Below are 25,282 nucleotides of genomic sequence, written 5' to 3'. Positions count from 1 at the left end.
AAGACTCTATGATAACACTACAAAATCAATTTGAAGAATATTTATTAACGCATCTGCCTGAAAGCAAAACATTTCATCCTATTTTTGAAAAAGCTTTGCAGGAGATGTTAACTGCAGGAGGGAAAAGGTTTCGACCTTTACTTCTTTTATCTGTTGTTGATTCCACTCAAAAACTTTTGGTTAAAAATGCTTTGCCCGTTGCTTTGGGGTTAGAGATGTTGCATACCTACTCTTTAATTCATGATGATTTACCTGCTATGGATGATGCCTCTTTACGACGAGGGTATCCCACGCTTCATACAACGTATGATGAAGTGACTGCGATTTTGGTGGGGGATGCTTTAAATACGCATGCATTTAACCTTATTGCTCATGCACCATTGAGTGCCGAAGTAAGAATTGAATTGGTTAAACTTCTCTCAAACGATGGAGGAATTGATGGTATGATTATTGGTCAAGCCATTGATTGCTATTTTGAGAATCAAAAACTTCAACTGGAACAATTGGAATTTTTACATCTGCATAAAACGGCAAAACTCATTGCTGCTTCTTTAAAAATGGGGGCAATTATTGCTGGGCTTGAAGCAAAAGTACAAGATGAACTTTACTCTTTTGGATTGGACATTGGTCTTTTATTTCAAATTCAAGATGACATCATTGATGAGACACAAACCTCAGATGAAGCAGGAAAAACAACCAATAATGACGCGGCTAAAAACTCTTTTGTCAATTTGTTGGGATTGGATGGAGCGCTTAAAAGTGCAAATACGCTAGCCTTAAAATGCGAAGAGAGTTTAAACGGTTTTGATGCTTCAATTCAAAGCAATTTAAGACACTTATTGGAAAAATATCTCTATCGACATAACTAAAATAAACTTTAGTCATATCAACTCAAACTACTTGACAATATTTCAAAAATTTACTATAATTTTAGCACTCATATTTTTAGAGTGCTAATATAAAAATAATAAAATCTTACAGGAGAAGCAATAATGAATTTTAAGCCTTTAGGTGAAAGAGTTCTTGTAAAAAGAACAGAAGTAGAAAATAAAACTGCTAGTGGGATTTATATTCCAGATAATGCAAAAGAGAAGCCATCAACTGCAACGGTTGTTGCAATTGGAAGTGATGTAAAAAATGTTGAGTTAAACGATACGGTTGTTTTTGGAAAATATTCAGGAACAGAGTTAGCCCTTGAGGGTGTAGATTATTTAATTTTAGAAATCAAAGATGTATTAGGAGTAATCAAGTAATGGCAAAAGAAGTATTATTTAGTGATAACGCAAGAAACAGATTATTTGCAGGTGTAGAAAAGTTAGCAGATGCAGTAAAAGTGACTATGGGGCCAAGAGGAAGAAATGTTTTATTACAAAAATCTTTTGGTGCACCATCAATTACTAAAGATGGTGTTTCAGTTGCACGTGAGATTGAACTCTCGGATACGTTAGAAAACATGGGTGCACAATTGGTGAAAGAAGTGGCATCTAAAACTGCGGATGAAGCAGGGGATGGAACAACTACCGCAACCGTTTTAGCGTACTCAATTTTCAAAGAGGGGTTAAGAAACGTAACAGCTGGAGCAAATCCAATCTCTTTAAAAAGAGGAATGGACAAAGCGTGCGATGCGATTTTAGTTGAACTTAAAAAAGCTTCTAAAGAAGTTGCCAATAAAACTGAAATTGAGCAAGTGGCAACAATTTCTGCCAACAGTGATAAAGCCATCGGTGCAATGATTGCTGAAGCCATGGATAAAGTAGGAAAAGATGGAGTTATTACGGTTGAAGAAGCAAAAGGTATCTCGGATGAATTGGATGTTGTAGAGGGTATGCAGTTTGACAGAGGCTATTTATCACCTTACTTTGTAACCAATACTGAAAAAATGATTACAGAGTTAGAACACCCATTTATTTTATTGTGTGATAAAAAAATCTCTAACTTAAAAGAGATGTTACCTATTTTAGAACAAGTCAATAAAAGTGGACGACCTCTATTAATCATTGCAGAAGATGTTGATGGTGAAGCCTTAGCAACATTGGTGGTAAACCGATTAAGAGGAAGTTTAAATATTGCTGCTGTTAAAGCACCAGGATTTGGTGACAGAAGAAAAGCGATGTTACAAGATATTGCTGTTTTAACTGGTGGAACGGTAGTTGCTGAAGAGATGGGAATGACTCTTGAAGGTTGTGGTCTTGAAGTTTTAGGAACAGCTGCAAGAGTTGTGATTGACAAAGACAACACTACCCTTGTAGATGGAAGCGGTGATAAAGCAGCGGTTCAAGCAAGAGTAGGGCAAATCAGAAATGAAATTGCTAACACAACAAGTGACTACGACAGAGAAAAACTGCAAGAGAGATTGGCAAAACTTTCAGGTGGTGTAGCGGTTATTAAAGTTGGTGCTGCAACTGAAATGGAAATGAAAGAGAAAAAAGACAGAGTGGACGATGCCTTAAGTGCAACAAGAGCTGCTGTTGAAGAGGGTATTGTTATTGGTGGTGGAGCTGCTTTAATTCGAGCAGGGGCTAAAGTTGCTTTAGATTTAGAAGGTGATGAAGCCATTGGTGCAGCCATTGTTTTAAGAGCCATTAAAGCGCCATTGAAACAAATTGCAACCAATGCTGGTTTTGATGCAGGTGTTGTTGCCAATGAAGTTGAAAAAGCCAAAGATGAAAACTTCGGATTTAATGCAGCTACAGGTGAATATGTAGATATGTTCGCAGCTGGAATTGTTGATCCTGCAAAAGTTGAAAGAGTTGCAATGCAAAATGCTGTTTCAGTGGCATCACTTCTTTTAACAACAGAAGCAACGGTTACAGATATTAAAGAAGATAAACCTGCTATGCCAGATATGAGCGGAATGGGTGGAATGGGCGGAATGCCAGGTATGATGTAAGAAAGCGTAAGAAAACGTGACCTGCGTCACGTTTTTAGCTTTCGCAGACGAAGTGGTCGTAGCGTAGCGAAGCCACAAAGTCCAAAGGACAGAGTAAAAAAGGTAAAGAGCAAACTCTTTACCTTTTTTTATGCACAATTTTGACAACTGCATTCGTATTTAAATGCATCTATGTTAATTACCCACAGATGAAGAGTGCTGCTTGTTAAAGCAGTGAAGTATCAATTTTTGACACTGATTTTATTTCTACCATTTTCTTTTGATTTATACAATAAATCATCGGCTTGTTTATAGATACTATCAATAGATTCAATCTCATTGGCATGTTCACAAACCAATCCCATTGAGGCAGTGACATAATCACTGGCACTGTTGTTTTTATGTTCAATTTTCAGACTGAGAATGTTCTCTTTAATTTTATTTGCAAATTCCAACGCATTTTGTCTGTTATCGACTTTGAAAATCATACCAAACTCTTCACCTCCAAGTCTAAAACAATAATCATCGGCTCTTTTTGAAGAGTCTTGGAGTGCTTTAGCAATATCTTGAAGGACCTTGTCTCCCATTTGATGGCCATAGGTATCATTATACTGTTTAAAGTGGTCAATATCTAAGATTAAAAAGCAGATCAATTCATTGTTTCGTTTTGCACTGTTGATGATTTTTGGAAAGAGTTCATTAAAATGTCTTCGATTATAGATGTTCGTTAAGCCATCGGTTATAGAGATCTCTTCTATAATTTTTTTATCGGTAATATCTTGTCGTACAGAAGTGTATCCAAGCTTTTTCCCCTCTTCATTAAAAATGGGGGAAATGGTTGCATCTACCCAATAAATAGTGCCATCTTTTTTTCTGTTTTTTATCTCACCTTGCCAAGTTTTATTGTACTTGCTGATGGTTGTCCACATATCATGATAAAGCTCTTGGGGCATTTCATTGCTTTTAAGTATTCTATGATTTTTCCCCAGTAACTCGTTTTTGCTGTATCCACTGATTTGGCTAAAAGCGGTTGAAACACTTAAAATATTACCCGATAAATCGGTTGTTGAAGTTATAACAGAACTGTCGATAACGTCGATATATTTTTTCATTTTTAAGTTCAATATATGTAAAGTGTGTTGTGTATTAATAAAATAAAAAACCAACAAAGAGATAGCAAATGATAAAATAATTCCAATATAGAGTATCCAATTGGGATTTTTAGGCTGATAAAAATGGTTGAATTTTGCTGCTAGTTGCCAATATCCATTGATTAACGTCACATCAAGAATTTGACTTTCTTTATGGGTAAAAAGAGATTTGTCTCCAAAAAAAACATCCCCTTTTTCTCCTAAGCCATCTTTCCCTCTAAGTGCAAAATCCAAATATCCTGAGCGCTCTTTTAAACCAGCATCGTTAAAAATTGATTCCATTTTAATGGGAATACTTGACATTCCCCAATAGGTATCATTGATAAAAATGGGAGAGCGATTGATAAAAGCTTCTCCCCCTTGAACTAAGGTTACAGGACCTGCTATGACGGTTTTTTTCTCTTTTAACATTCGTTCTACAGTTCTTTTTTGATTTGGGTTTGAAAGTAAGTTCAAATTCAGTGCGGCTTCATTCCCTTTTAATGGGTAAACATAGCGAATAATGTTATTGGGGGCCAGCGTAATATTTTTTATATGAATGCTATGCGACATCAGTTCTTGTGAATAATCTTTAAAATCTTTTTGAGAAAGATTGGGATGTGTTGTTACATAGGCCATGAGCCCGTTGATTAATAAAAATGTGCTGTTGATGGATTGCTCCAATTTTGCACGTATTTGGCTGAGTTCTTTTAAGACTCTGTTTTTATCTTTTTCAATATAAGTTTCTTTGGTTGTTTGGTATAAATAGTTGGTACTCGTAAGCAATAGTATAAAAACAAGTATGGAAATAAAAGGTGCAAGAAATCGTTTCATAATAAAGTATTTCTCCTTTTGTGATAATAAAGTGTAGCATAAAAAGGTCTAATTGACTCTTTTGCAGTTATTATTCACGGCAGTACATTTTAAAGAGAAAACAGTAAAAGCGTTTTTTTAGTAAAAATTAAATAGAATATGCGCTTATAATTATAATATTAAGGTCTGTTTATTATGTGTGGAATTGTTGGTTATATCGGTAAAAATAAAACAGTAGATATTTTATTAAATGGCTTAAAAGAGCTTGAATACAGAGGCTATGATTCTGCTGGTATAGCAGTGCTTAACGGCGAGAAAATATCTGTCTATAAAGCCTTGGGAAAACTGAGCAATTTAGAAGAAAAAATCAACAATTCAAAACTGGAAGCACACTATGCTCTTGGAATTGGGCATACAAGATGGGCTACACATGGTAAACCCACAGAATTAAATGCCCATCCCCATTTGGGTGAGTACTCATATGTGGTACATAATGGAATCATTGAAAACTACAAAGAGTTAAAAGAGGAGTTGATTTCAAACGGTCATAAATTTGTCTCTCAAACCGATACAGAAGTGATTGTTCACTTGTTTGAATATTATCAAAATCAACTCAATAATTGCCAAGAAGCATTTGAAAATACGATAAAAAGACTCGAAGGGGCTTACTCTATATTGCTCATTTCAAAAGCGTGCCCTGAAAATATCTATTTCTTTAAACACGGTTCTCCTTTGATTGTCGCTCGTGGAATTGAAGCCAATGAAGTGCTTTTTGCCTCTTCCGATGCTCCGTTAATTGGTTTGTGCAATGAAGTGGTTTATTTAGAAGATGGAGCAGGAGGAGTGGCATCTAAAGATGCCATTACTTTTTTTGACAAGAGTGCTGTTTCATGGAGTACATTACCTACTTCTAAACAGTTTGCTCAAAAAGAGGGTTTCCGATTTTTTATGGAAAAAGAGATTTACGAACAAAGCCGAGTGGTCAGTGATACAATGCTTGGAAGATTATATGACAAAACAATTCGTTTTGATGAAGTAGATGCAAGCATTATTGAGGGTATTCGCGAAATCAAAATTTGTGCTTGCGGTACTTCTTATCATGCGGGATTATCTGCTTCATATCTGTTTGAAAGATTGGCAAAAGTCAAATGCAGTGTAGAAATTGCCAGTGAATTCAGATACAAAGAACCACTGTTGACAACCGATACTCTGTTTATTGTTATCTCTCAAAGTGGTGAAACCGCAGATACCTTAGAAGCATTAAAAATGGCAAAAAAGAGTGGTTTAAAATCAATTGTTGTGTGTAATGTGGATAACTCATCAATGACCCGAGTGGCGGATTACTCTATTTTAACGCGAGCAGGAATTGAAAAAGGGGTCGCAAGTACCAAGGCATTTTCAACACAAGTGGTCGTATTGTGGATGATGGCTCTGTATTTTGCACAACAAAAAAATGCCATTGAAGCTTCAAAATTAGAAAGAGAGATTCATGCTTTAAGAGAGGTTCCCTCTTCACTTATTGCAAGCAACTCTCTTCATGAGAAGACAAAAAGATTATCAAAACGATATCTGCATGGCCATGGTTTTTTCTTTATAGGACGAGACGTCTTTTTCCCATTAGCACTTGAAGGTGCTTTAAAATTAAAAGAAATTTCATATTTACATGCCGAGGGTTACCCAGCAGGTGAGATGAAACACGGTCCAATTGCTTTAGCAGACCCAGAACTTTTTACAATTGCTTTAATGCCTCAGAATTTACTTTATGATAAAATCAAAAGTAATGTGGAAGAGTTAAGTGCAAGAGACAGTACCATATGTGCTATCTCACCTTTGAGTTTTGAACTTGCAGATGATTTTATACAAACCAACAAAAAAGATCACTACATGTTGGAATTTTTTGAAATGTTGGTTGTTTTACAGTTATTTTCGATGGAAATATCAGTAAGATTGGGCAATGATGTGGATATGCCAAGAAACTTGGCAAAAAGTGTTACGGTGGAATAGTTTAAACTGTTCTTATATAATTGTGAATTTATTATTTTTTTGAAGCACGAAAGAAAATGTAATTAAAAATAATGGAAAACAAAAATGGAAAACCTAAGAGGAAAACAAAGATGGAAAACAAAAAAGAGTATTTATTTACTTCAGAAGTAGTAAGTCCTGGTCACCCAGACAAATGTGCAGATATTATTGCAGACAGTATCGTTGATAGATTGATAATAGAAGACAGCAACTCAAGAGTTGCTTCAGAAGTTTTTGTTGCTGGTAAACATGTGGTTATTGGCGGTGAAGTGAAGTCAAATGCAAAATTAAGTATTGCGGATTATGAAAAAATTGTAAAAGATGCATTGGCGAAAATTGGTTATGATGGGAAGAGTGCTTTTACAAAAGAGCAATGCTTACACCCTGATGATGTGAAAGTACAAGTTTTATTGAATCAACAAAGTCCTGATATTAATCAAGGGGTTGATCAAGAAGATGGTGAAATTGGTGCAGGAGATCAAGGTATTATGTTTGGTTTTGCTTCGAGTGAAACAGCAGATTTTATGCCTGCAGCCATTACGTATGCCAGAATGTTATGTGATAAAGTTTATAATTATGCGTTAACTCACAATCATAAATTGGGTGTGGATATTAAAACACAAGTGACCATTGATTATGGTTCAAAAGAGAATTTTGAAAATTGTAAACCTAAAAAAATACACACCATTGTTGTGAGTGCTCCAAGTACTGAAAGCATGGACATTACAGAAGTAAGAAGTTTAATTCAAGGATTAATTGATGATACAGGTCTTCCAACAGAGTTGTATGACCCAAAAACAACGATTATTCATATTAACCCAACAGGAAGATATGTCAGTCACTCATCTCTGCACGATTCTGGATTGACAGGGCGAAAATTGATTGTGGATTCATTTGGTGGTTATGCCCCTATTGGTGGAGGAGCGCAATCTTCTAAAGACTACACAAAAGTGGACAGAAGTGGATTATATGCAGCTCGTTGGATTGCAAAACATATTGTAGCGGCTGGATTAGCAAAAAAATGTAATGTACAAATCTCGTATGCCATTGGAGTGGCACGTCCAACTTCAGTTTCAGTTGATACGTGTGGAACATATACAAAAGTCAATGACGATGTTTTATCTGAATTTGTCATTAACACATTCAGTTTAACCCCAAGATGGATTACTAAAAAGTTTAATTTAGATAAACCAAGCAGTGAAACATTCCTTTATGCAGATGTTGCCAGCAGAGGACAAGTGGGTCAAAGTGATTATCCTTGGGAACAATTGGATGAACTTGAAAAATTCGAGGCTTTAAAATAACTATAAATAAGGATTGGGTATGGATTTAAAAAATCTATTTAAAAAAATAAAATTTGATAAAAAAGAGAGACCAACAACAAAAGATGCACCGAGTCATTGGGTAAAGTGTCCAGAGTGTAATGCGTTGATGTTTTTTAAAGAAGTGGAAAATCAAAATAACATTTGTCCTAAATGTAATTTTCACATGAGAATAGGTGCACAAAGAAGAATTGAAATTCTTTGTGATGAAGGGAGTTTTGTTGAACATGATGCCTCTTTAAAACCTACTGATCCTTTAAATTTTGTGGATAAAAAGTCGTATAAAAAAAGATTGGATGAAGCTTTAAGTAAAACCAAACGAAGCTCATCTGTTGTCAGTGGCGAGTGTAAAATCAATGATGTTGATGCCCAAATAGTGATATTTGATTTCTCATTTATGGGAGGAAGTTTAGGCTCTGTTGAGGGTGAAAAAATTGTTCGAGCCATTAATCGAGCCATTGAGAAAAAATGTGGTGTGGTAATTGTTTCAGCATCCGGTGGGGCAAGAATGCAAGAGAGTACATTTGCGTTAATGCAAATGGCCAAAACCTCTGCTGCGCTTAAAAAACTCGATGCAGCTAAATTGCCTTACATCTCTGTTTTAACGGATCCTACGATGGGTGGAGTTTCGGCTTCATTTGCATTGCTTGGTGATATTATTATGGCAGAGCCAGGTGCATTGGTTGGATTTGCAGGACAAAGAGTGATTAAACAAACCATTGGAGCAGATCTGCCTGAAGGGTTCCAGCGAGCAGAGTTTTTACTTGAACATGGTTCGATTGATATGGTTGTTAACAGAAAAGATATGAAACAAACCATCTCTGATTTATTAAAACTGTTTAATAAAGAGAGTGTTGCTTCATAAGTAATGTTTAAAAACTATATTCCAAATGTACTTCAAGCTTCAAGCTTGAAGACACCTATTTATGCTTTGTGCGATTATGAAACACTGCTAAAAAAAAACATCACACTTGAAGAGTTTGTAACCCTTTGTCAAAAACTGAATGTTACATTGATTCAATATCGCGATAAAATCAGTGATGCCTCTTTTCAAATAGAGCAGCTAAACTATTTAACATCTCATACGAATATTCCTATTATTATTAATGATAAAATTGAGTTAATAGAGCATGCTCATGGTTTACATTTAGGGCAAGAAGATTTAGAAAAATTTTATAAAAACGATAAAAAAGTGGCCATACAACTTATTCGTAAAAAAATAAAAGATAAAATTCTTGGACTCTCAACCCACAATGAAATCGAGATTTTGCAAGCCAATGAATGGGCATTAGATTATATTGGATTGGGGGCATACAAAACAACCACAACCAAAGATGTTTCAACTGTTTTAGGTGAAAAGATCTCATATTTGGCAAAAATATCGAAGCATCCTGTATGTGCAATTGGAGGGGTAAGTATAGAAGACAAAATAAAAAACATTGCATTTAATGTGATAGGAAGCGGGCTTTATTGTGATTAAAATTAACATCTATGCCATTGCCAAACCAAGCAATGATGAGTTTGATAAGTTGTGCAAGGAATTCATGAAAATGTCTTCAAAATATGCTAAAGTAGAGAGTGTGAGTCTGTTCAATAAAAAAATAGCCAAAGCACAAACCCTAGGTGAAAAAGAGGCACAACAATCTTATTCTGAAGCATTTGAACCGTATATGAATGGCTACAATATTGCTTTGGATGTTTTGGGCAGTAAAATGGAGAGTTTTGAGTTTGCCAAAATGATTGAAAACAGCACAGTTGTCAATTTTTTTATTGGAGGAGCGTATGGTTTCGAGCGTGATTTTTTAAAAAAATGTGATAAAATTGTAACTTTGAGTGACTTAACAATGGCGCATAAAATCGCGAACCTTGTACTACAAGAACAACTCTTTAGAGCATTGTGTATAATAAATAATCATCCATATCATAAGTAATTTATGAAAATTTAAGTATAATCCTCAACAAATTTTTAAAAAGAGGTTTATTTTGGCAAATAGAAAACAAATTGAAGAGTTACAAGAGATTCTTATAAAGCGAAAAGAATCAATTACTCAAAACATTCAAGAGAGCAGAAATAGTATTGACTCTTTGAAAAATTCAGAGTGTAATGATGATGTCGATTTCGCTGAAATTAGCAGTGACAGTTTTAAAGAAGGCATTATTGCAAATCAACAAGTTAAAGAGCTCAAAGAGATTGATGACGCTTTAAAAAGAATCGAACAAGGCACTTATGGTGTATGTGAAATGTGTGATGAATTAATTTCATTGGGAAGATTACGAGCAAAACCATTTGCAAAGTTTTGTACACCGTGTAGAGAAATTTACGAGGTAGAACAGTAGTATAATAAGGAATAAATATGGGACTTAAAAAATATATTGTTGCGTCAATTGTATTTATAGCTGTAGTAGCAGGATACGTATTTAGCATTCAAAAAACTGATTTTCAAATAATGCTGTTTGAAAAGACATTTACGCTGCCAGTAGCTTTATGGGTAATTTTACCTTTAGTGGTACTGTTTTTAGCATCAATACTTCACATGGTATTTTATGGTTTGAAACATTATATTGAAACAATGGGGGTAGCTAAAGATAAAGAGAACATGATTAAATGTCTGAAAAATAGTCTGCTTAAAAAAGATGAAACAATTAAATTTAAGAATTCATTATTTAAAGATATAGCAGAATTTCTTTCTCAAGTGAATGTTGAGATTAAAACAGAAACATTCAACTCAAACAATAAAGAGATTCGTGAATTGGCAAAAGCTATTGTGGATATTAACCATGGGAAATATACATCATTAAGTGTTAAACTTGACGCAACCAATGCGTTAGCAAAGAAAAACAGTATCAATAAAATCAATGAACAAATCGATTTTGCATTGGACGTTTTGAAAAGACCAAGCAATCACTCTTTTGAAGAGATTGAAGCAGCTTTTTATAAAGTACTTGAAGGTAAATCAATGACGTCAATTAAAAAGATATTGCCTAATATTAAAATGAATAAAGAGATGTTAATGGAACTCTTTAAAAGAGACAGTGTTCAAACAGAGTTTTCGTTGGATAAAGATGAATTATTAAAAGAGATTAAAAGCGCTGAGTTTACATCCAATGAGTTTATTCAAATTGCAAAAATGTATAAAAGCAGTCTGATTCCAGATGAAATTATTGAAATTTTCGAAGAGTTATCAAACCATAACGAGTTGGCTCAAGAAGCTTACATGTATGTTCTTTTTGAATTTGAAATGATTGATAAAATCAGAGATATTTTTTCAAGCAGTTCAAAAGAGGAATACAGTGCATTTCGAGCATTACTTGATTTGAAAGATTCTGGGAAAAATTACACATTAGACTCAATCAGCTACCTTAAATAAATATGAAAAAAATTGATTTTAGCCAACCCCTTGTGGTGTTGGCTCCCCTTGCAGGTTATACAGATTTACCTTTTCGTGCTGTTGTTAAAAAGTTTGGTGCAGATTTAACCATTTCAGAGATGATCTCTTCAAATGCCTTGGTTTATAACTCTGCTAAAACACTCAAAATGATTGAAAAGAGTGAAGCAGAAGATCCCTATTTTGTTCAAATTGCAGGAAACAAACCCGAGCTCATTCGTGATGCTGTTGAAATCTTAAACGACATGGATGGCATTGATGGCATTGATTTAAATTGTGGTTGTCCTGCACCTAAAGTGTTTAATCACGGAAGTGGTTCAAATCTTCTGGGTGATTTAAAAAAATTGGAGTTGATTTTAAGTACGGTACAGAAGTATTCAAAAAAAACCTATACCAGTGCCAAAGTAAGAATTGGGGTGAATGAAAAAATACCTGTGGATATTGCCAAAGCCGTAGAAGCTTGCGGGGTGGATTTTATGTCTGTTCATGGACGAACACGAGCAGGGGCTTATAAAGCACCTGTGGATTACGATGCCATTAAGTTAATGAAAGAGAGTGTCTCTATTCCCGTTATTGCCAATGGAGACATAAAAGATTATGCTAAAGCTCAAGAGGTTTTAACATACACGCATGCCAATGGTGTAATGATTGGTCGTGGTGCCATTGGAAAACCTTGGATTTTTTATCAAATTAAACATGGTATTGACGATGCCGATATCTCAAATGAGTTAAAGAGAGAGATTATTTTAGAACATTTTGATGCCACTTTGAAATTTCATGGATTACATGGAGCGGTGATGTTCCGAAAACTGTTGCACTCATACTCAAAGGGGTACACTGGTGCTACTGAATTTAGAGATATTATCAATCACATTTCAGATGCCGATGTGATGCGAGATATGATAGAAAACTTTTTTTAAACGACATACAAATAACTATTTGATAGAATAAAAAACGCTTTACAAAGGAATGATGCATTGTTAGATTATTATTATGAGTTACAAATAAAACCAGAAAAACATTATGACATATTTTTAGATTTACTCAGTACATTGACCGATGAAGCCATTGAAGAGTTGGACGGAACGTTAATTTCAAGAAGTGAAGAGGATTTGAGTGATATTGAAGCTGGAATTCAAGCGTTTGCCAAAGAGTTAAATGTGCAATGTAGCACACAATTGACACAAGAAAAAAACGAAGATTGGATTAGAAAGTACAGAGAAGCAATAAAAGCCGTTGAGGTAGGTAATTTTTATATCTATCCTACTTGGGAGCAACCCAAAGAGAACAAAATTAATATCATTATCGATCCAGCCTTATCCTTTGGTTCAGGACACCATGAAACCACAAGCAGTTGTTTATTGGCCATTGATAAGTATGTTAAAGTCAATGATACTTTGCTTGACGTAGGATGTGGAAGTGGAATATTGGCCATTGGTGCTTCAAAAAAAGGTGCTTTGGTTGATATTTGTGATACCGATGAATTTGCGGTGAGTAACGCGTATGAGAATTTTCAATTAAATGAGGCTTGCGTCAATGAATCTTGGGCTGGAAGCGTTACAAAAACAGACAAAACGTATGATGTGGTGGTTGCAAATATTGTGGCAGATGTTTTGGCCATGATTGCCACAGATTTGAAGAAAAGTATGAAGGAAAATGGTATACTTATCCTTTCTGGGATTTTAGAAAATCATTTAGAGAAAGTTCAAAAAAAATATAAAGATTTAAAAGAAGTTGATTTTATTCAAAAAAATGAATGGGTCACTTTGGTTTACACAAAAGCATAAAATTTTAAGGAGTTTATTACATGGCTAAGAAAAAAAACAGTAATCAGAATAATAACGATGATGGAAATAATAATAACTTTTTTAACAGCAACCCATTATTAGTATTTGTTCTTTTTTCTATTGTAACTATTTTTGTTTTTAAAACAATGTTCCCTCAAGATCAAACCACTGAGGTAACAAATGGACAAATTCAATCGTACGGGAAAACACAACAAAAAACCGTTCCCTATTCAGAGTTAAAAAAATTAATTGCAGATGATAAAATAGAGTATGTCGGTATTGGAAATACAACCATTAAAGCGGTTTCAAAACAGACTGCAAGTGGAATTACCACGTACAGTGCCAGAAGAGTCATTCCAGATGAAACATTGGTCCCTCAATTGGAAAAAAGTGGTATTGCTTACGGTGGCGTGAATGAAGAGAATCTTTTAGCCGATATGTTATTTGGTTGGGTTTTACCTATTTTTATCTTTTTTGCCATTTGGATGTTTTTGGCACGAAGAATGCAAAAAAGCATGGGAGGCGGAGGCGGAGGTCTTCTTGGAATTGGAAGTTCTAAAAAGATGATCAATTCTGAAAAACCTAACGTTACGTTTGATGATGTTGCAGGAAATAAAGAGGCCAAAGAGGAAGTGCAAGAAGTGGTTGATTTTTTAAAATCTCCCGACAGATATATTAAATTGGGGGCTCAAATTCCTAAAGGTGTTCTTTTAGTAGGACCTCCGGGTACAGGGAAAACACTTCTTGCTAAAGCCGTTGCGGGTGAAGCCAATGTAGAGTTTTTAAGTGTTTCTGGTTCAGCCTTCATTGAGATGTTTGTGGGAGTTGGGGCAAGCAGAGTAAGAGATTTGTTTGAACAAGCAAAAAAAGTAGCACCAGCGATTATTTTTATTGATGAGATTGATGCCATTGGTAAAAGCAGAGCTTCTGGTGGTCCAATGGGTGGAAATGACGAGAGAGAACAAACGCTTAATCAACTTTTAGCTGAGATGGATGGGTTTGCAACGGAAGCGGCACCTGTGATTGTATTGGCAGCAACTAACCGACCAGAAGTTTTAGACCCAGCATTATTAAGACCTGGAAGATTTGACAGACAAGTGTTGGTGGATAAACCCGATTTTGAAGGTCGAGTTGAGATATTAAAAGTACACATTAAAAATGTTAAATTAGGAAAAGATGTCGATTTAATTGAAGTGGCACGTATGACAGCTGGGCTTGCAGGTGCTGATTTGGCAAACATTATCAATGAAGCAGCACTTTTAGCAGGACGAGCTTCAAAAGAAGAGGTGGCGTATTCAGAGTTCAAAGAAGCCGTAGAGAGACAAATTGCTGGATTGGAGAAAAAATCAAGACGAATCTCTCCTAAAGAGCGAAAAATTGTAGCTTACCATGAAAGTGGTCACGCGTTAATTGCTGAAATTACCAAAGGGGCTAAAAAAGTCAATAAAGTTTCCATTATTCCAAGAGGTCTAGCTGCCTTGGGATATACACTGAATACCCCTGAAGAGAATAAATATTTAATGCAAAAACATGAACTTATTGCTGAGGTTGATACCCTTTTAGGAGGACGTGCCGCAGAAGAGGTATTTATTGGTGAAATCAGTACGGGTGCAGGAAATGACTTAGAAAGAGCGACAGATATTATTAAATCGATGGCGTCTGTATATGGTATGAGTGATGTGGCAGGATTGATGGTTTTAGAAAAAAGATCAAATCAATTTTTAGGTGGACAAACACAAAAAGATTTTTCAGATGAAATGTCAAAGAATTTGGATGAACATGTTAAATCTACCCTCAATGAACGATATAAAATTGTTCTGGAAGCTTTGAAAGAGAATAAAGCAGCCATTGAGCAAATGACAGCAGAACTGCTTGATATTGAAGTTTTAGAGGGGCAAAGAGTTCGAGATATCATCAAAGAAAATGGTGGTGTTGTGTATGAAGACGGTGATTTACACTCAGATGCCATTGTCAGTGAAGATGAGACACCTCTCAAAGAGGAAAAAGATGAACTTATTGAAGATGAAACGACTGAAACAATAACAGAAAAACCTGAAGAGAATAAAAAGTAGTATTAAAAAAAAACTTAAAAAAGGTCTTTGATTTTCAAAGACCTTTTTTTTACTTGACAAATTGAATAATATAAATTATAATTCGTCATTACAAAAAACAAGGAGAGTAAAATGAAAAAATTTAATTTTTGCAATAACCATTTCATAAAAAGTGTTAACACTCTTCTGCTCCTCTGTCTTTCTCTCTAATTTTTACACAAAAATTAATCAATCAACAATCACAAAATAGTTTTTTTATTTTTTTATTAAAAAATAGATATAATGTAACCAATTTATAAAGGTAATTACAATGGATAAAAATAAAATCATAGTATTTGATACAACATTAAGAGATGGAGAACAAAGTCCAGGTTGTTCAATGAACACGGAAGAGAAAATAAAAGTCGCTTTACAATTAGAAAAGTTAGGAGTAGATGTCATTGAAGCAGGTTTTGCAGCAGCAAGTCCTGGGGATTTTGATGCGGTCAGCAGAATTGCTGAACAAGTTACAAAGTCATCAATCTGTTCGTTAAGTCGAGCCATTGACAATGACATCAAACAAGCAGGTTTGGCAGTGAGTCGTGCGCCATTGCATCGAATTCACACCTTTATTGCAACATCCCCAATTCATATGAAATACAAATTAAAAATGAGTGAAGATGAGGTGATTAAAAGAGCAATACACGCTGTACAATATGCCAAAACATTTGTTGATGATGTTGAGTTCTCTTTAGAAGATGCGGGAAGAAGTGATATCTCTTTTATGAAAGAGGTCATTGATGCCATTATTGGTGCAGGAGTAAGAACCATTAATTTACCCGATACGGTAGGGTATCGATTGCCAACAGAATTAGGGGCAATGGTGAAAGAGTTAAGTGACTTTACGGGTGATCGTGCGATTATTTCTGTACACAATCACAACGATTTAGGATTGGCAACAGCCAATACCTTAGCGGCTGTTTTAAATGGGGCAAGACAAATTGAAGTGACCATGAATGGGTTGGGTGAGAGAGCAGGGAATTCTGCTTTAGAAGAAGCGGTTATGGCGATTAAAACACGAAAAGATGCGTTTGGTGATTTATATACAACCATCAATACGCCTGAAATTTATGCAACATCACGATTGGTTGCTACCATTACAGGTGTTGAGCCACAACAAAATAAAGCCATTGTGGGTAAAAATGCGTTCTCTCACGAAAGTGGGATTCATCAAGATGGTGTATTAAAACATCAAGAGACGTATGAAATTATGAAACCTGAAGATGTAGGTGTGTTTAAAGAGAGCACATTAATTTTAGGAAAACACTCTGGTCGTGCAGCTTTTAGAGATAAAATTGTTCACATGGGATTTGATAAAGTCAGTGACGAAGAGTTAAATGCAGCATTTGAACGATTTAAATTATTGGCCGATAAGAAAAAAGATGTTACCGATGATGATGTTCGAATGTTAATTACAGATGAGTCATTAAACTCTTCTAAAACATACGAATTGGTTGGATTACAAATCAGTGATTGCACAGCAGGTGTTCCAACAGCAGCGGTTTCAATTAAATACAAAGATGAAATCATGAAAGATGCTGCTATTGGTGATGGTACAATGGATGCGATTTTCAAAACCATTGACCGATTAACCGGATACAATGGAACGTTAAATGATTACAAAGTTACAGCAGTAACAGAGGGAAAAGATGCATTGGCCAAAGTGACCACAAGAGTTACGTTTGATGAAACATCCCCTTCATTTGTGGGACATGGATTGAGTATTGATACCATGTTAGCAACTGCAAAAGCCTATTTAGGAGCATTAAATTCATACCTTTCTCAAAAAGAGAGATTGGCAAAAACCACAGAACATCAAGTATAAAGGAAGCGTGTCAAAAGGGAATTTCTCTTTTGACAACAGATAACATATGGCAAAAATATTCGTCTTTTTAGCATACTATTTTGAATCATCTAAAAAATACAGACGAATTAAAACTTTTGTCTACAACATTCTGGAAAACAATCAATTTGCGTATAAAAAATATTTTGATATTTTTATGATTTTTTTGGTCTTAAGTACCATTGCCATTTTGATTTTTGAAGTCAATCACAAAAAAATAGCCGTTTTGTATGATTATGAAATGTTTGCCATTATTATTTTTATCATAGAGTGGCTAGGACGTTTATGGGTAAGTTGTGATATGCACAAAATCATTATTGCCGATTACGAACAAGCCCAAGTTTTGGATAAAGAGTTTAATCTTTTAAAAGCTTTAAAACGTGTCATGAAACATAAGCTTGACTTCATCTTCTCTCCTATGTCCATCATTGACTTATTGGCCATCTTGCCTTACTATCGACCGTTAAGAATTTTAAGAATCTTTTTACTTTTTAGACTCTTTAAAATTTTACGATATACCAACTCATTAAAAGAGTTTTCTCTTGTTTTTAAAGAGAGAAAATTTGAACTTTATACTTTAGCTGTTTTATATATTATGGTGGTATTTTTTGGTTCAACCATCATGTTTATTTATGAAGGTTCAGGTGTAAATGACAATGTCAATAACTATTTTGATGCCGTTTATTGGTCAATCATTACCATATCAACAGTTGGGTATGGAGATGTAACTCCCTTAACCATTGAGGGGAAATTGGTTACATTGGTATTGATCATTTCAGGCTTTTTGGTCATCGCTTTTGGTACATCGATTATTACAACTGGGCTTGCTGAACGAATGGAAAATATCAAAGAAGAGAGAGTTCAAAATGAAGCTTCAAAACTGAGAGATTTTACCATTATTTGTGGTTTTGGAGTGATGGGTTCTATTTTAGCCAATGAACTTAAAAAGATAAAAAGTAAATTTCTTATTATAGATTTAGAGGAACAAAACATTAAAAATGCTAAGAGTGAACACTACTTGGCCATCAAAGGAGATGCAACGAATATGCACCTTCTTGAAGAGATTGGAATCAATAATGGGGCTTCCAATATTATTGCCTTGACCAACAATGACGCGGTGAATTTATCCATTATATTAAGTGCAAAAACATTAAATCCCAAAATCAATATCATTGCCAGAGCCAATCTTTCTCAATCCATTCCTAAATTTGAAATTGCAGGTGCCAATAAAATTATGGCAACCAATGAAATATCCTCTTTTGTTGCAGCTGAATATATTGGACAACCCGTTGCTTTTGACGCCATAGATGAAATTTTATTAAACCGAGAAGATGGTGTAACCGTAGATGAAATTGAAGTACTGGACAATGCTACGGTGATTGGGTTAAAGCTATCAGAATTGGATTTTCAACGATACAATTTAACTTTTATTGGTGTGGTCGATGCCCAAGACAGACAAAATTTTATTTTTACTCCAACCAATGCAGATTATGTGGTGAAAATAAAAGATATTTTAATTTTAATTGGACACAAAGAGTCAATTAATCAACTTAAAATTGATATGGCATCCCTTTATTTTGAGGCTTACAATGAATAATAAAGTAATTATTTTTGGGTATGGCAATTTAGGCCAAAAGATTGTGCAAGTATTAGAGAATAAAAAATATGAGTTGGTTATTGTAGAATCGGATAAAAAACTTTTTGCCAAAGCCATGAGTGATGGTTTTAAAAATATATACAACTATGACTTAATGAATGACAGTGAACTGATTGAAGTGGGTATTCAAGAGAATATCAAAGCCTTTTTTTGTGTGACGACTTCGGACAATAACAATTTATTTGTCACGTTATCTGTACGAAACTTAAATAAACATGTAAAAATTATCTCCAATGCTCACACTGCAGGAGACAGCAAAAAGATGATTTTAGCAGGGGCAAATAAAATCATCAATTCGTATGAAATTGGGGCATTAAGAATTTTTAGAATGTTACATAAACCTTTAATTTTAGAAATTTTAGATAATATACTTTTTTCTGATTCTCAACTTAATATTGCAGAATTTACCATTGAAAAAAGATCCATTTTAAATGGAAAGTTTTTAAAAGAGATTAATTTTAGTCGTGAAAATAGGATTTTAGTCATTGGAATTACCGACAGAGAAATCGGAGAGAATTTTATTTTTAACGCCAGCGGAATTAATCATAAAATTGATGAGGGAGATACCCTTGTTGTTATGGGTTATCGTGAAGATTTAAATCAATTTAAAAAAGTCATTGAGGGGAACAGTTTATAAAATGATGCAGTTTAACTTTTTTCTAAAACTACTCAGAGAGTCATTCCGGGATTTATTGCCTATTGTTATTGTCATTCTATTTTTCCAATTGGCCATCATTCAATCTGTGCCTGAAAATTGGGTTTCAACTGCCATTGGTTTGTCTATTGTGGGTGTGGGATTGGCAATATTTTTGCAAGGTTTGGAAATTGGTATTTTCCCTATTGGGGAAGGCTTAGCCAGAGATTTTGCAAAATCAGGTTGGACAATATGGATACTTATTTTTGGTTTTCTAATTGGTTTTGGTACTACTATTGCAGAGCCTGCTTTGGCGGTTATTGCCGATAAAGCTGCTTCAATTTCCAGTGGAAGAATTGATGCTACTGTATTAAGATTGGTTGTCGCTGGTTCGGTTGGGTTTGCTATTTTATTGGGTGTATTTAGAATCATAAAAGGTCATCCTATCCACTACTATATCATTATTGGATATATTTTAGTTGTGGGAGTGACCTTTTTTGCACCTCAAGAGATTATTGGCTTGGCATACGATTTAGGGGGAGTAACAACTTCGACAGTTACTGTGCCCTTAGTGGCAGCTCTTGGTATTGGTTTGGCTTCTTCAATTAAAGGAAGAAACCCTGTGATTGATGGTTTTGGTTTGATTGCTTTTGCTTCATTGACGCCAATGATTTTTGTACAAGTGTATGGAATTGCGGTGTATAATTTGGTTGAAGCCAAAGATGTTGTTCAAGTTACAGGACCATTAATTATCTCTTCACCCACAGACATTACCGTTAAATCAGTTATTTGGGGATTTACAAATGTTGCAAAAGATGTTTTTCCTATTTTAGCCATTATTCTATTTTTCCAATATGGGGTACTGAAAAAACACATTAAAAACCTTTCAACGGTCTTTTTAGGTTTTGGTTTGGTTATTTTAGGACTTTATGCCTTTATTCTTGGATTGGAGATGGGGCTATTTTCACTGGGTGAAACCATGGCATATGAATTGACCCGTGGCAAATCAACTCTGATTATTTATGCTTTTGCTTTTGCCATTGGATTCTCAACAACCATGGCAGAACCTGCACTCGTGGCGATTGCAAAAAAAGCAAAAGAGATCAGTGATGGTAAAATCAATGATTTTGCTCTCAGACTCTTTGTTGCCCTTGGTGTTGCTATTGGTATTGCTTTAGGGGCTTTTAGAATTGTTGACGGAGGGCATATTCACTACTACATCATCGTGGGATATATGGTTGTCATTATTTTAACGTTTATTGCACCCAAATATATTATTCCCATTGCCTATGACAGTGGAGGGGTAACAACATCAACGGTTACTGTTCCTTTAGTCGCAGCTTTAGGAATTGGATTGGCTACAAATATTCCGGGAAGAAATCCTTTAATTGATGGGTTTGGGTTAATTGCTTTTGCTTCACTGTTTCCTATGATTACGGTGATGCTTTATGGGGTATTAACTGAAAAACTTGGTGTTAAATCAGATACAGAAATTGAAACAGCCAATATTTTACGAGATGCTCTTGTTGATGCAGAAAACATGGATTTAGCAACAGTCAATATTGATGGAAGTGATCGAAGACACTCTTTAAAAATGTCTTTTTCTGCTGTGGTTATTATTGTTCCTAAAGATAAAAAACTTGATGCAATGCAAGCTGCAAGTGCGGCTGGTGCTTCTGGTGTGACGGTTCTAAGAGCCGATGGAATGGGATTAGGAGCAATGGATAACTTCTATAGAACCTCTTTTGAAGCCAATGACTCATTGTTATTGTTTTTATTGCCTGAAATAAGAGTCAATGCGGTGATTAAATCCATTATTCATTCGCTTCATATTACTACAACGGGAAAAGGAATTGCCTTTGCATTTCCATTGACACACATGAAAGGGATCAGTTTAAGCCGACGTGATATTTTTGAAGCACGACATGAAGAGAAATTAAAAGAAGAAGAGGCAGCTGCAGATGCAGCAGCAAATGCCAAAAACGATGATACCAGTAAATAATAGCGAAGAAGTTCATCAAATTATTCAAAACAATGACGCAGTGTTTCTCTATTTTAGTGGAGAAAACTGCTCGGTGTGTAAAGCATTAAAACCCAAAATCACTGCTTTGTTTAAAGAAAATTTCCCTAAAATAAAACTCATTGAAATACAAACCGATGTTGCCATTGAAACCACAGCTCAATTTGGCGTTTTTTCATTGCCAACCATGATGTTATATATTGAGCAAAAAGAGTTTTTAAAAAAAGGAAGAAATGTAAGCATTCCTTTGCTTATTGAAGAGATAAAAAGAGTTTACACTCTTTTTTTAGGAGAAGAAAATTGAAAAATACACTGATGATTATATTGATACTTTTTATAGGAATTCAATTTATTCCAAGAGATAATATCGATGCTTCAGTGGATATTACCAAAGAGATACAAGCGCCACATGAAATCAAAGCGATTTTAAAACGTTCATGTTATGATTGCCATTCCCATGAAACAAGGTTTCCTTGGTACGCCAGTATTGCTCCTGTTTCATGGATGATTACCAATCACGTTGAAGTAGCAAGGAAGTGGGTGAACTTCTCTGTTTGGGAAGATTATACAGCTGAAGAGAAAACAAAAAAACTTAAAGAGATATTCAGAGCAGTTTATGTTGCCATGCCTTTAACTTCATATTTATCTATGCATGAAGAAGCCAATATGACAAAAGAAGAGCGAACACTTATACGAGAATGGACAGGGGTTAGGAAATAAATTTTGGTAGCAAATGAAGTCAATGAAATATTAGAAGATAAAAAAGAACTTTTAACCGTAAGTTATTTTAAACTGCAACGATATTTTGAACAAAAATATGGGAAAAACACCGTTGTTCTTATGGAAATAGGGACTTTCTTTGAAGTGTATGAAGTCAACAATGAAGAGGAGCAAATTGGAAAAGCCAAAGAGATTGCCGAACTGTTAAATATTCAACTGACACGAAAAAATAAATCTATTTTAGAAAACTCAAAAGAGAATCCTATCATGGCAGGTGTGCCTGCTATTTCACTTGAAAAGCACCTTGCACGTATTATTGGAGAACAAAAATATACCATTGCGCTTATACGACAAAAAGGAGTTCCGCCTAAAGTCACACGATACTTAGATACCGTGGTGAGTCCTGGAACAAACTTTGATTTTGTCATTGACCAAGATGAAAATAATATCACGAGTTTATTGGTGGACATGAATAAAGGCATTTATTCCATTGGATACAGCGCCATTGATGTGACGACAGGAAAATGTTACTACAATGAAGTTCATGGTACGAGTGAAGATAAATCGTATGCCTTAGATGAAGCTTTTAACTATATGAATATGCACAAAACCAGTGAAGTGATTATCTCATTTTCGGATAAAAGTATCAATCAAAAAGAGATTATAGAGTATTTGGAACTTTCGCATAAAACCTTTCATTTAAATACCTTTAGACCCAAAATCAGTTATCAAAATGAGTTGTTTAAAAATGTTTTTAACATAGAATCGCTTTTAACTTCCATTGAACATTTGGACATGGAGAGAGTACCTTTGGCAACAGAATCCTTGGCCACATTGGTTGATTTTGTTATCAGCCACGATGCTAAGATTATTCAAAAACTCTCTCATCCCATAAAACTGGATGTGAGCAAATATATCTATTTGGGAAACAATGCGCTTGAACAACTCAATGTCATTGATACGCCTCATAATCCCAGCTTAATTAAACTCATGAACAACACATCAACGGCTATGGGGAAACGACTTTTAAAAGAGAGACTCACTCACCCTGTCAAAGATGCCAAAGAGCTTCTACGAAGATACGCTCTTTCAAAAGAGTTGTATGATTTTCATGCTCCCATTGAGAATGAGTTGGCCAATATTTATGACATTGAACGTTTAACACGAAGAATAAAATTGAGTCGTTTACACCCTTTTGAATTGAACTATTTGTATGACTCTTTATTGAGCATCAAAGAGGTTGTAACCTTTATGGAAAACTATAAATTTTTTGAGTCACCATGTTCATCAAGTGATTTACAACTTTTTATTGACTCTATTTATTCGACATTTGATTTGAGTATCAGTGGCAAATATATGCTTAAAGATGTGGAAGATAACATGATAAGTTCAGGCATTAATACAAAAATAGATGAACTCATGAGTGCCAATGCAGTGTTGTATTCTAAATTGGAAATGATTAAAACACACATGTTAAGCTTTTTAAAAACAAGCGATTCCAATTTTATCAGTATCAATCGTCTTGATAAAGAGGGCTTTTTTATCGGCTTAACCAAAAACCGATATAATCTCATTAAAAAAGAGTTAGAAAATGCTCATTTGGTCATTGATAATGATTTACTGCTTTTTAAAGATTTTAAAATACGCATACAAACCAACTCTGTCAAAATCACTTCGGCATTGACCGAAGAGATCTCAGATAAATATGTACACAATTTACGAAAAATCATTGAACTGAATAAATTGGTTTTTAAAGAAAAACTTGTTGAATTTGAAAATAAGTTTTCTGTGTTGCTTGAAGGTTTGGTGACCTTTATAGCCGAGATTGATGTCACGGTTTCAAACATAAAAACGGCAAAAAAATACAACTATGTGTGCCCTAAAATTGTTAAAACCAAAGAAGAAGAAAATTTTGTAGAACTCATTGATTTACGGCACCCCATCATTGAAGCTTCAGAAGAGCAAGGCATATACGTGCCCAATGATATTATCTTAGGAGAGTTGAGTTTAGCCAGTGAAGAGTATAAAAACAATGTGATTATTAAAAACTCAAATCCGATTAATTTATACGACAATAAAATGCACGGTATTTTGCTTTATGGTATCAATTCAAGTGGAAAATCTTCACTCATGAAATCCGTGGGAATTGCTGTGATTTTAGCACAATCAGGATTTTATGTGCCGTGTAAATCGATGCGTTTTTCAATTTTTGATGCCATTTATACGCGTATCAGTGGAAGCGATAATATTGCCAAAGGCTTAAGCTCTTTTGCTGTTGAGATGTTGGAGTTAAAAAATATTTTCAACCGTGCAACAAAAAACTCACTTGTTTTAGGCGATGAAATCTCTCACAGCACAGAAACTATGAGTGGAGTGAGTATTGTTGCCAGTGCCATTTTAAAGCTTTCTAAATTGCAATCAATTTTTTTGTTTGCAACACACTTACACCAACTGCCCGAACTAGAAGAGATTCAAAAACTCAAAAACGTCATTTGCTTGCACTTAAGTGTAATGTACAAAGATGAAGAGGATAAACTCATATTTGATAGAAAACTCAAATATGGAAGTGGTAGCAGTATGTATGGTTTGGAATATGCCAAATCTTTGCATATGGATCAAGAGTTTTTAAGAGTCGCCAATGACATACGTAAAAAAATCACCGATGATTATGAACCCATAGAAAGAGTGACGCAACAAAAACAAAGCAAGTACAACAAAAATATGATTCTTTCAACGTGTATCATTTGTGGTCGAGCTGTGGATGATGTGCATCATATCAAAGAGCAAGCCAGAGCAAACAAAGAGGGCTTTATTGGACACGTCAATGTCAATCACAAATACAATCTTATTCCTTTGTGTAAAGAGCATCACAAGATGGTACATGAGGGGAAAATCAATATCAATGGATTTGTGGCAACTTCAAAAGGTTTGGAGTTGCATTATACTTTGGTTGAAGAGGAGAAATAACACAGACATGAAGTCTGTGTTA

21 protein-coding genes are annotated in these 25,282 nt (G+C 34.8%); 20 read left to right on the top strand and 1 reads right to left on the bottom strand.

Annotated elements, in window-relative coordinates; all coding sequences use genetic code 11:
- The first annotated feature begins 8 nt into the window (after window positions 1-8).
- The 3 genes from ACNI3C_RS01360 to groL all read left to right on the top strand — a co-directional run bounded on the left by ACNI3C_RS01360 (window position 9) and on the right by groL (window position 2,890).
- Window positions 9-869 (top strand): polyprenyl synthetase family protein, encoded by an 861-nt coding sequence (locus tag ACNI3C_RS01360; RefSeq protein ID WP_419770465.1) that lies wholly within the window; start codon window positions 9-11, stop codon window positions 867-869.
- 123 nt (window positions 870-992) lie between these two features.
- Window positions 993-1,253, top strand: coding sequence for a co-chaperone GroES (groES, locus tag ACNI3C_RS01355; RefSeq protein ID WP_419770464.1), 261 nt, complete (start codon window positions 993-995; stop codon window positions 1,251-1,253).
- Complete coding sequence (gene groL, locus ACNI3C_RS01350) at window positions 1,253-2,890, top strand: chaperonin GroEL (RefSeq protein WP_419770463.1); 1,638 nt, start codon at window positions 1,253-1,255, stop codon at window positions 2,888-2,890. Before groES ends, groL begins: the two co-directional genes overlap by 1 nt.
- Window positions 2,891-3,111: 221 nt before the next feature.
- Here the strand turns inward: groL and ACNI3C_RS01345 are convergent, their stop codons facing one another.
- Window positions 3,112-4,833 (bottom strand): diguanylate cyclase, encoded by a 1,722-nt coding sequence (locus tag ACNI3C_RS01345; protein ID WP_419770462.1) that lies wholly within the window; start codon window positions 4,831-4,833, stop codon window positions 3,112-3,114.
- Between the two features lie 174 nt (window positions 4,834-5,007).
- On the opposite strand from ACNI3C_RS01345, the gene glmS reads away from it, so the two are divergent.
- The 17 genes from glmS (at window position 5,008) to ACNI3C_RS01260 (ending at window position 25,260) form a co-directional block, all read left to right on the top strand.
- Complete coding sequence (glmS, locus tag ACNI3C_RS01340) at window positions 5,008-6,816, top strand: glutamine--fructose-6-phosphate transaminase (isomerizing) (protein WP_419770461.1); 1,809 nt, start codon at window positions 5,008-5,010, stop codon at window positions 6,814-6,816.
- 110 nt (window positions 6,817-6,926) lie between these two features.
- Window positions 6,927-8,138, top strand: a complete 1,212-nt coding sequence (gene metK / locus ACNI3C_RS01335) for a methionine adenosyltransferase (RefSeq protein ID WP_419770460.1) — start codon at window positions 6,927-6,929, stop codon at window positions 8,136-8,138.
- Between the two features lie 19 nt (window positions 8,139-8,157).
- Entirely contained in the window at window positions 8,158-9,021 is an 864-nt protein-coding gene (gene accD, locus ACNI3C_RS01330; RefSeq protein WP_419770459.1) for an acetyl-CoA carboxylase, carboxyltransferase subunit beta, read from the top strand.
- A 3-nt stretch (window positions 9,022-9,024) separates the two neighbouring features.
- Window positions 9,025-9,636 carry a thiamine phosphate synthase gene (locus ACNI3C_RS01325; RefSeq protein ID WP_419770458.1) on the top strand — a complete coding sequence of 204 codons (612 nt, stop codon included), beginning with the start codon at window positions 9,025-9,027 and terminating at the stop codon, window positions 9,634-9,636.
- On the top strand, window positions 9,632-10,087 hold the full coding sequence (locus ACNI3C_RS01320) for a 23S rRNA (pseudouridine(1915)-N(3))-methyltransferase RlmH (protein ID WP_419771467.1): 456 nt from the start codon (window positions 9,632-9,634) through the stop codon (window positions 10,085-10,087). The genes ACNI3C_RS01325 and ACNI3C_RS01320 overlap by 5 nt, the downstream gene beginning before the upstream one ends.
- 52 nt (window positions 10,088-10,139) lie before the next feature.
- Entirely contained in the window at window positions 10,140-10,493 is a 354-nt protein-coding gene (dksA, locus tag ACNI3C_RS01315; protein WP_419770457.1) for an RNA polymerase-binding protein DksA, read from the top strand.
- A gap of 17 nt (window positions 10,494-10,510) precedes the next feature.
- Window positions 10,511-11,524, top strand: a complete 1,014-nt coding sequence (locus ACNI3C_RS01310; RefSeq protein ID WP_419770456.1) for a hypothetical protein — start codon at window positions 10,511-10,513, stop codon at window positions 11,522-11,524.
- Between the two features lie 2 nt (window positions 11,525-11,526).
- Window positions 11,527-12,462 (top strand): tRNA dihydrouridine synthase, encoded by a 936-nt coding sequence (locus tag ACNI3C_RS01305; RefSeq protein ID WP_419770455.1) that lies wholly within the window; start codon window positions 11,527-11,529, stop codon window positions 12,460-12,462.
- A gap of 57 nt (window positions 12,463-12,519) precedes the next feature.
- Window positions 12,520-13,329, top strand: a complete 810-nt coding sequence (locus ACNI3C_RS01300) for a 50S ribosomal protein L11 methyltransferase (RefSeq protein ID WP_419770454.1) — start codon at window positions 12,520-12,522, stop codon at window positions 13,327-13,329.
- Between the two features lie 20 nt (window positions 13,330-13,349).
- Window positions 13,350-15,401 (top strand): ATP-dependent zinc metalloprotease FtsH, encoded by a 2,052-nt coding sequence (gene ftsH, locus ACNI3C_RS01295; protein WP_419770453.1) that lies wholly within the window; start codon window positions 13,350-13,352, stop codon window positions 15,399-15,401.
- Window positions 15,402-15,690: 289 nt separating this feature from the next.
- Window positions 15,691-17,244 carry a 2-isopropylmalate synthase gene (locus ACNI3C_RS01290; RefSeq protein WP_419770452.1) on the top strand — a complete coding sequence of 518 codons (1,554 nt, stop codon included), beginning with the start codon at window positions 15,691-15,693 and terminating at the stop codon, window positions 17,242-17,244.
- A gap of 46 nt (window positions 17,245-17,290) precedes the next feature.
- Window positions 17,291-18,859 carry an NAD-binding protein gene (locus ACNI3C_RS01285; protein WP_419770451.1) on the top strand — a complete coding sequence of 523 codons (1,569 nt, stop codon included), beginning with the start codon at window positions 17,291-17,293 and terminating at the stop codon, window positions 18,857-18,859.
- On the top strand, window positions 18,852-19,556 hold the full coding sequence (locus tag ACNI3C_RS01280; RefSeq protein WP_419770450.1) for a potassium channel family protein: 705 nt from the start codon (window positions 18,852-18,854) through the stop codon (window positions 19,554-19,556). The genes ACNI3C_RS01285 and ACNI3C_RS01280 overlap by 8 nt, the downstream gene beginning before the upstream one ends.
- Window position 19,557: 1 nt before the next feature.
- On the top strand, window positions 19,558-21,555 hold the full coding sequence (locus ACNI3C_RS01275; RefSeq protein ID WP_419770449.1) for a DUF1538 domain-containing protein: 1,998 nt from the start codon (window positions 19,558-19,560) through the stop codon (window positions 21,553-21,555).
- Window positions 21,515-21,877: a thioredoxin family protein gene (locus ACNI3C_RS01270; RefSeq protein WP_419770448.1), complete on the top strand. Its 363-nt coding sequence runs from the start codon at window positions 21,515-21,517 to the stop codon at window positions 21,875-21,877. Before ACNI3C_RS01275 ends, ACNI3C_RS01270 begins: the two co-directional genes overlap by 41 nt.
- Window positions 21,874-22,293 carry a heme-binding domain-containing protein gene (locus tag ACNI3C_RS01265; RefSeq protein WP_419770447.1) on the top strand — a complete coding sequence of 140 codons (420 nt, stop codon included), beginning with the start codon at window positions 21,874-21,876 and terminating at the stop codon, window positions 22,291-22,293. The genes ACNI3C_RS01270 and ACNI3C_RS01265 overlap by 4 nt, the downstream gene beginning before the upstream one ends.
- 3 nt (window positions 22,294-22,296) lie before the next feature.
- Window positions 22,297-25,260, top strand: a complete 2,964-nt coding sequence (locus ACNI3C_RS01260) for a MutS-related protein (RefSeq protein ID WP_419770446.1) — start codon at window positions 22,297-22,299, stop codon at window positions 25,258-25,260.
- Window positions 25,261-25,282 lie beyond the last annotated feature (22 nt).

The sequence above is a fragment of the Marinarcus sediminis (SeqCode) genome (assembly GCF_048571275.1).
GTDB classification, from domain to species: domain Bacteria; phylum Campylobacterota; class Campylobacteria; order Campylobacterales; family Arcobacteraceae; genus Marinarcus; species Marinarcus sediminis.
This window is presented reverse-complemented; position numbering and strand designations above follow the sequence as displayed.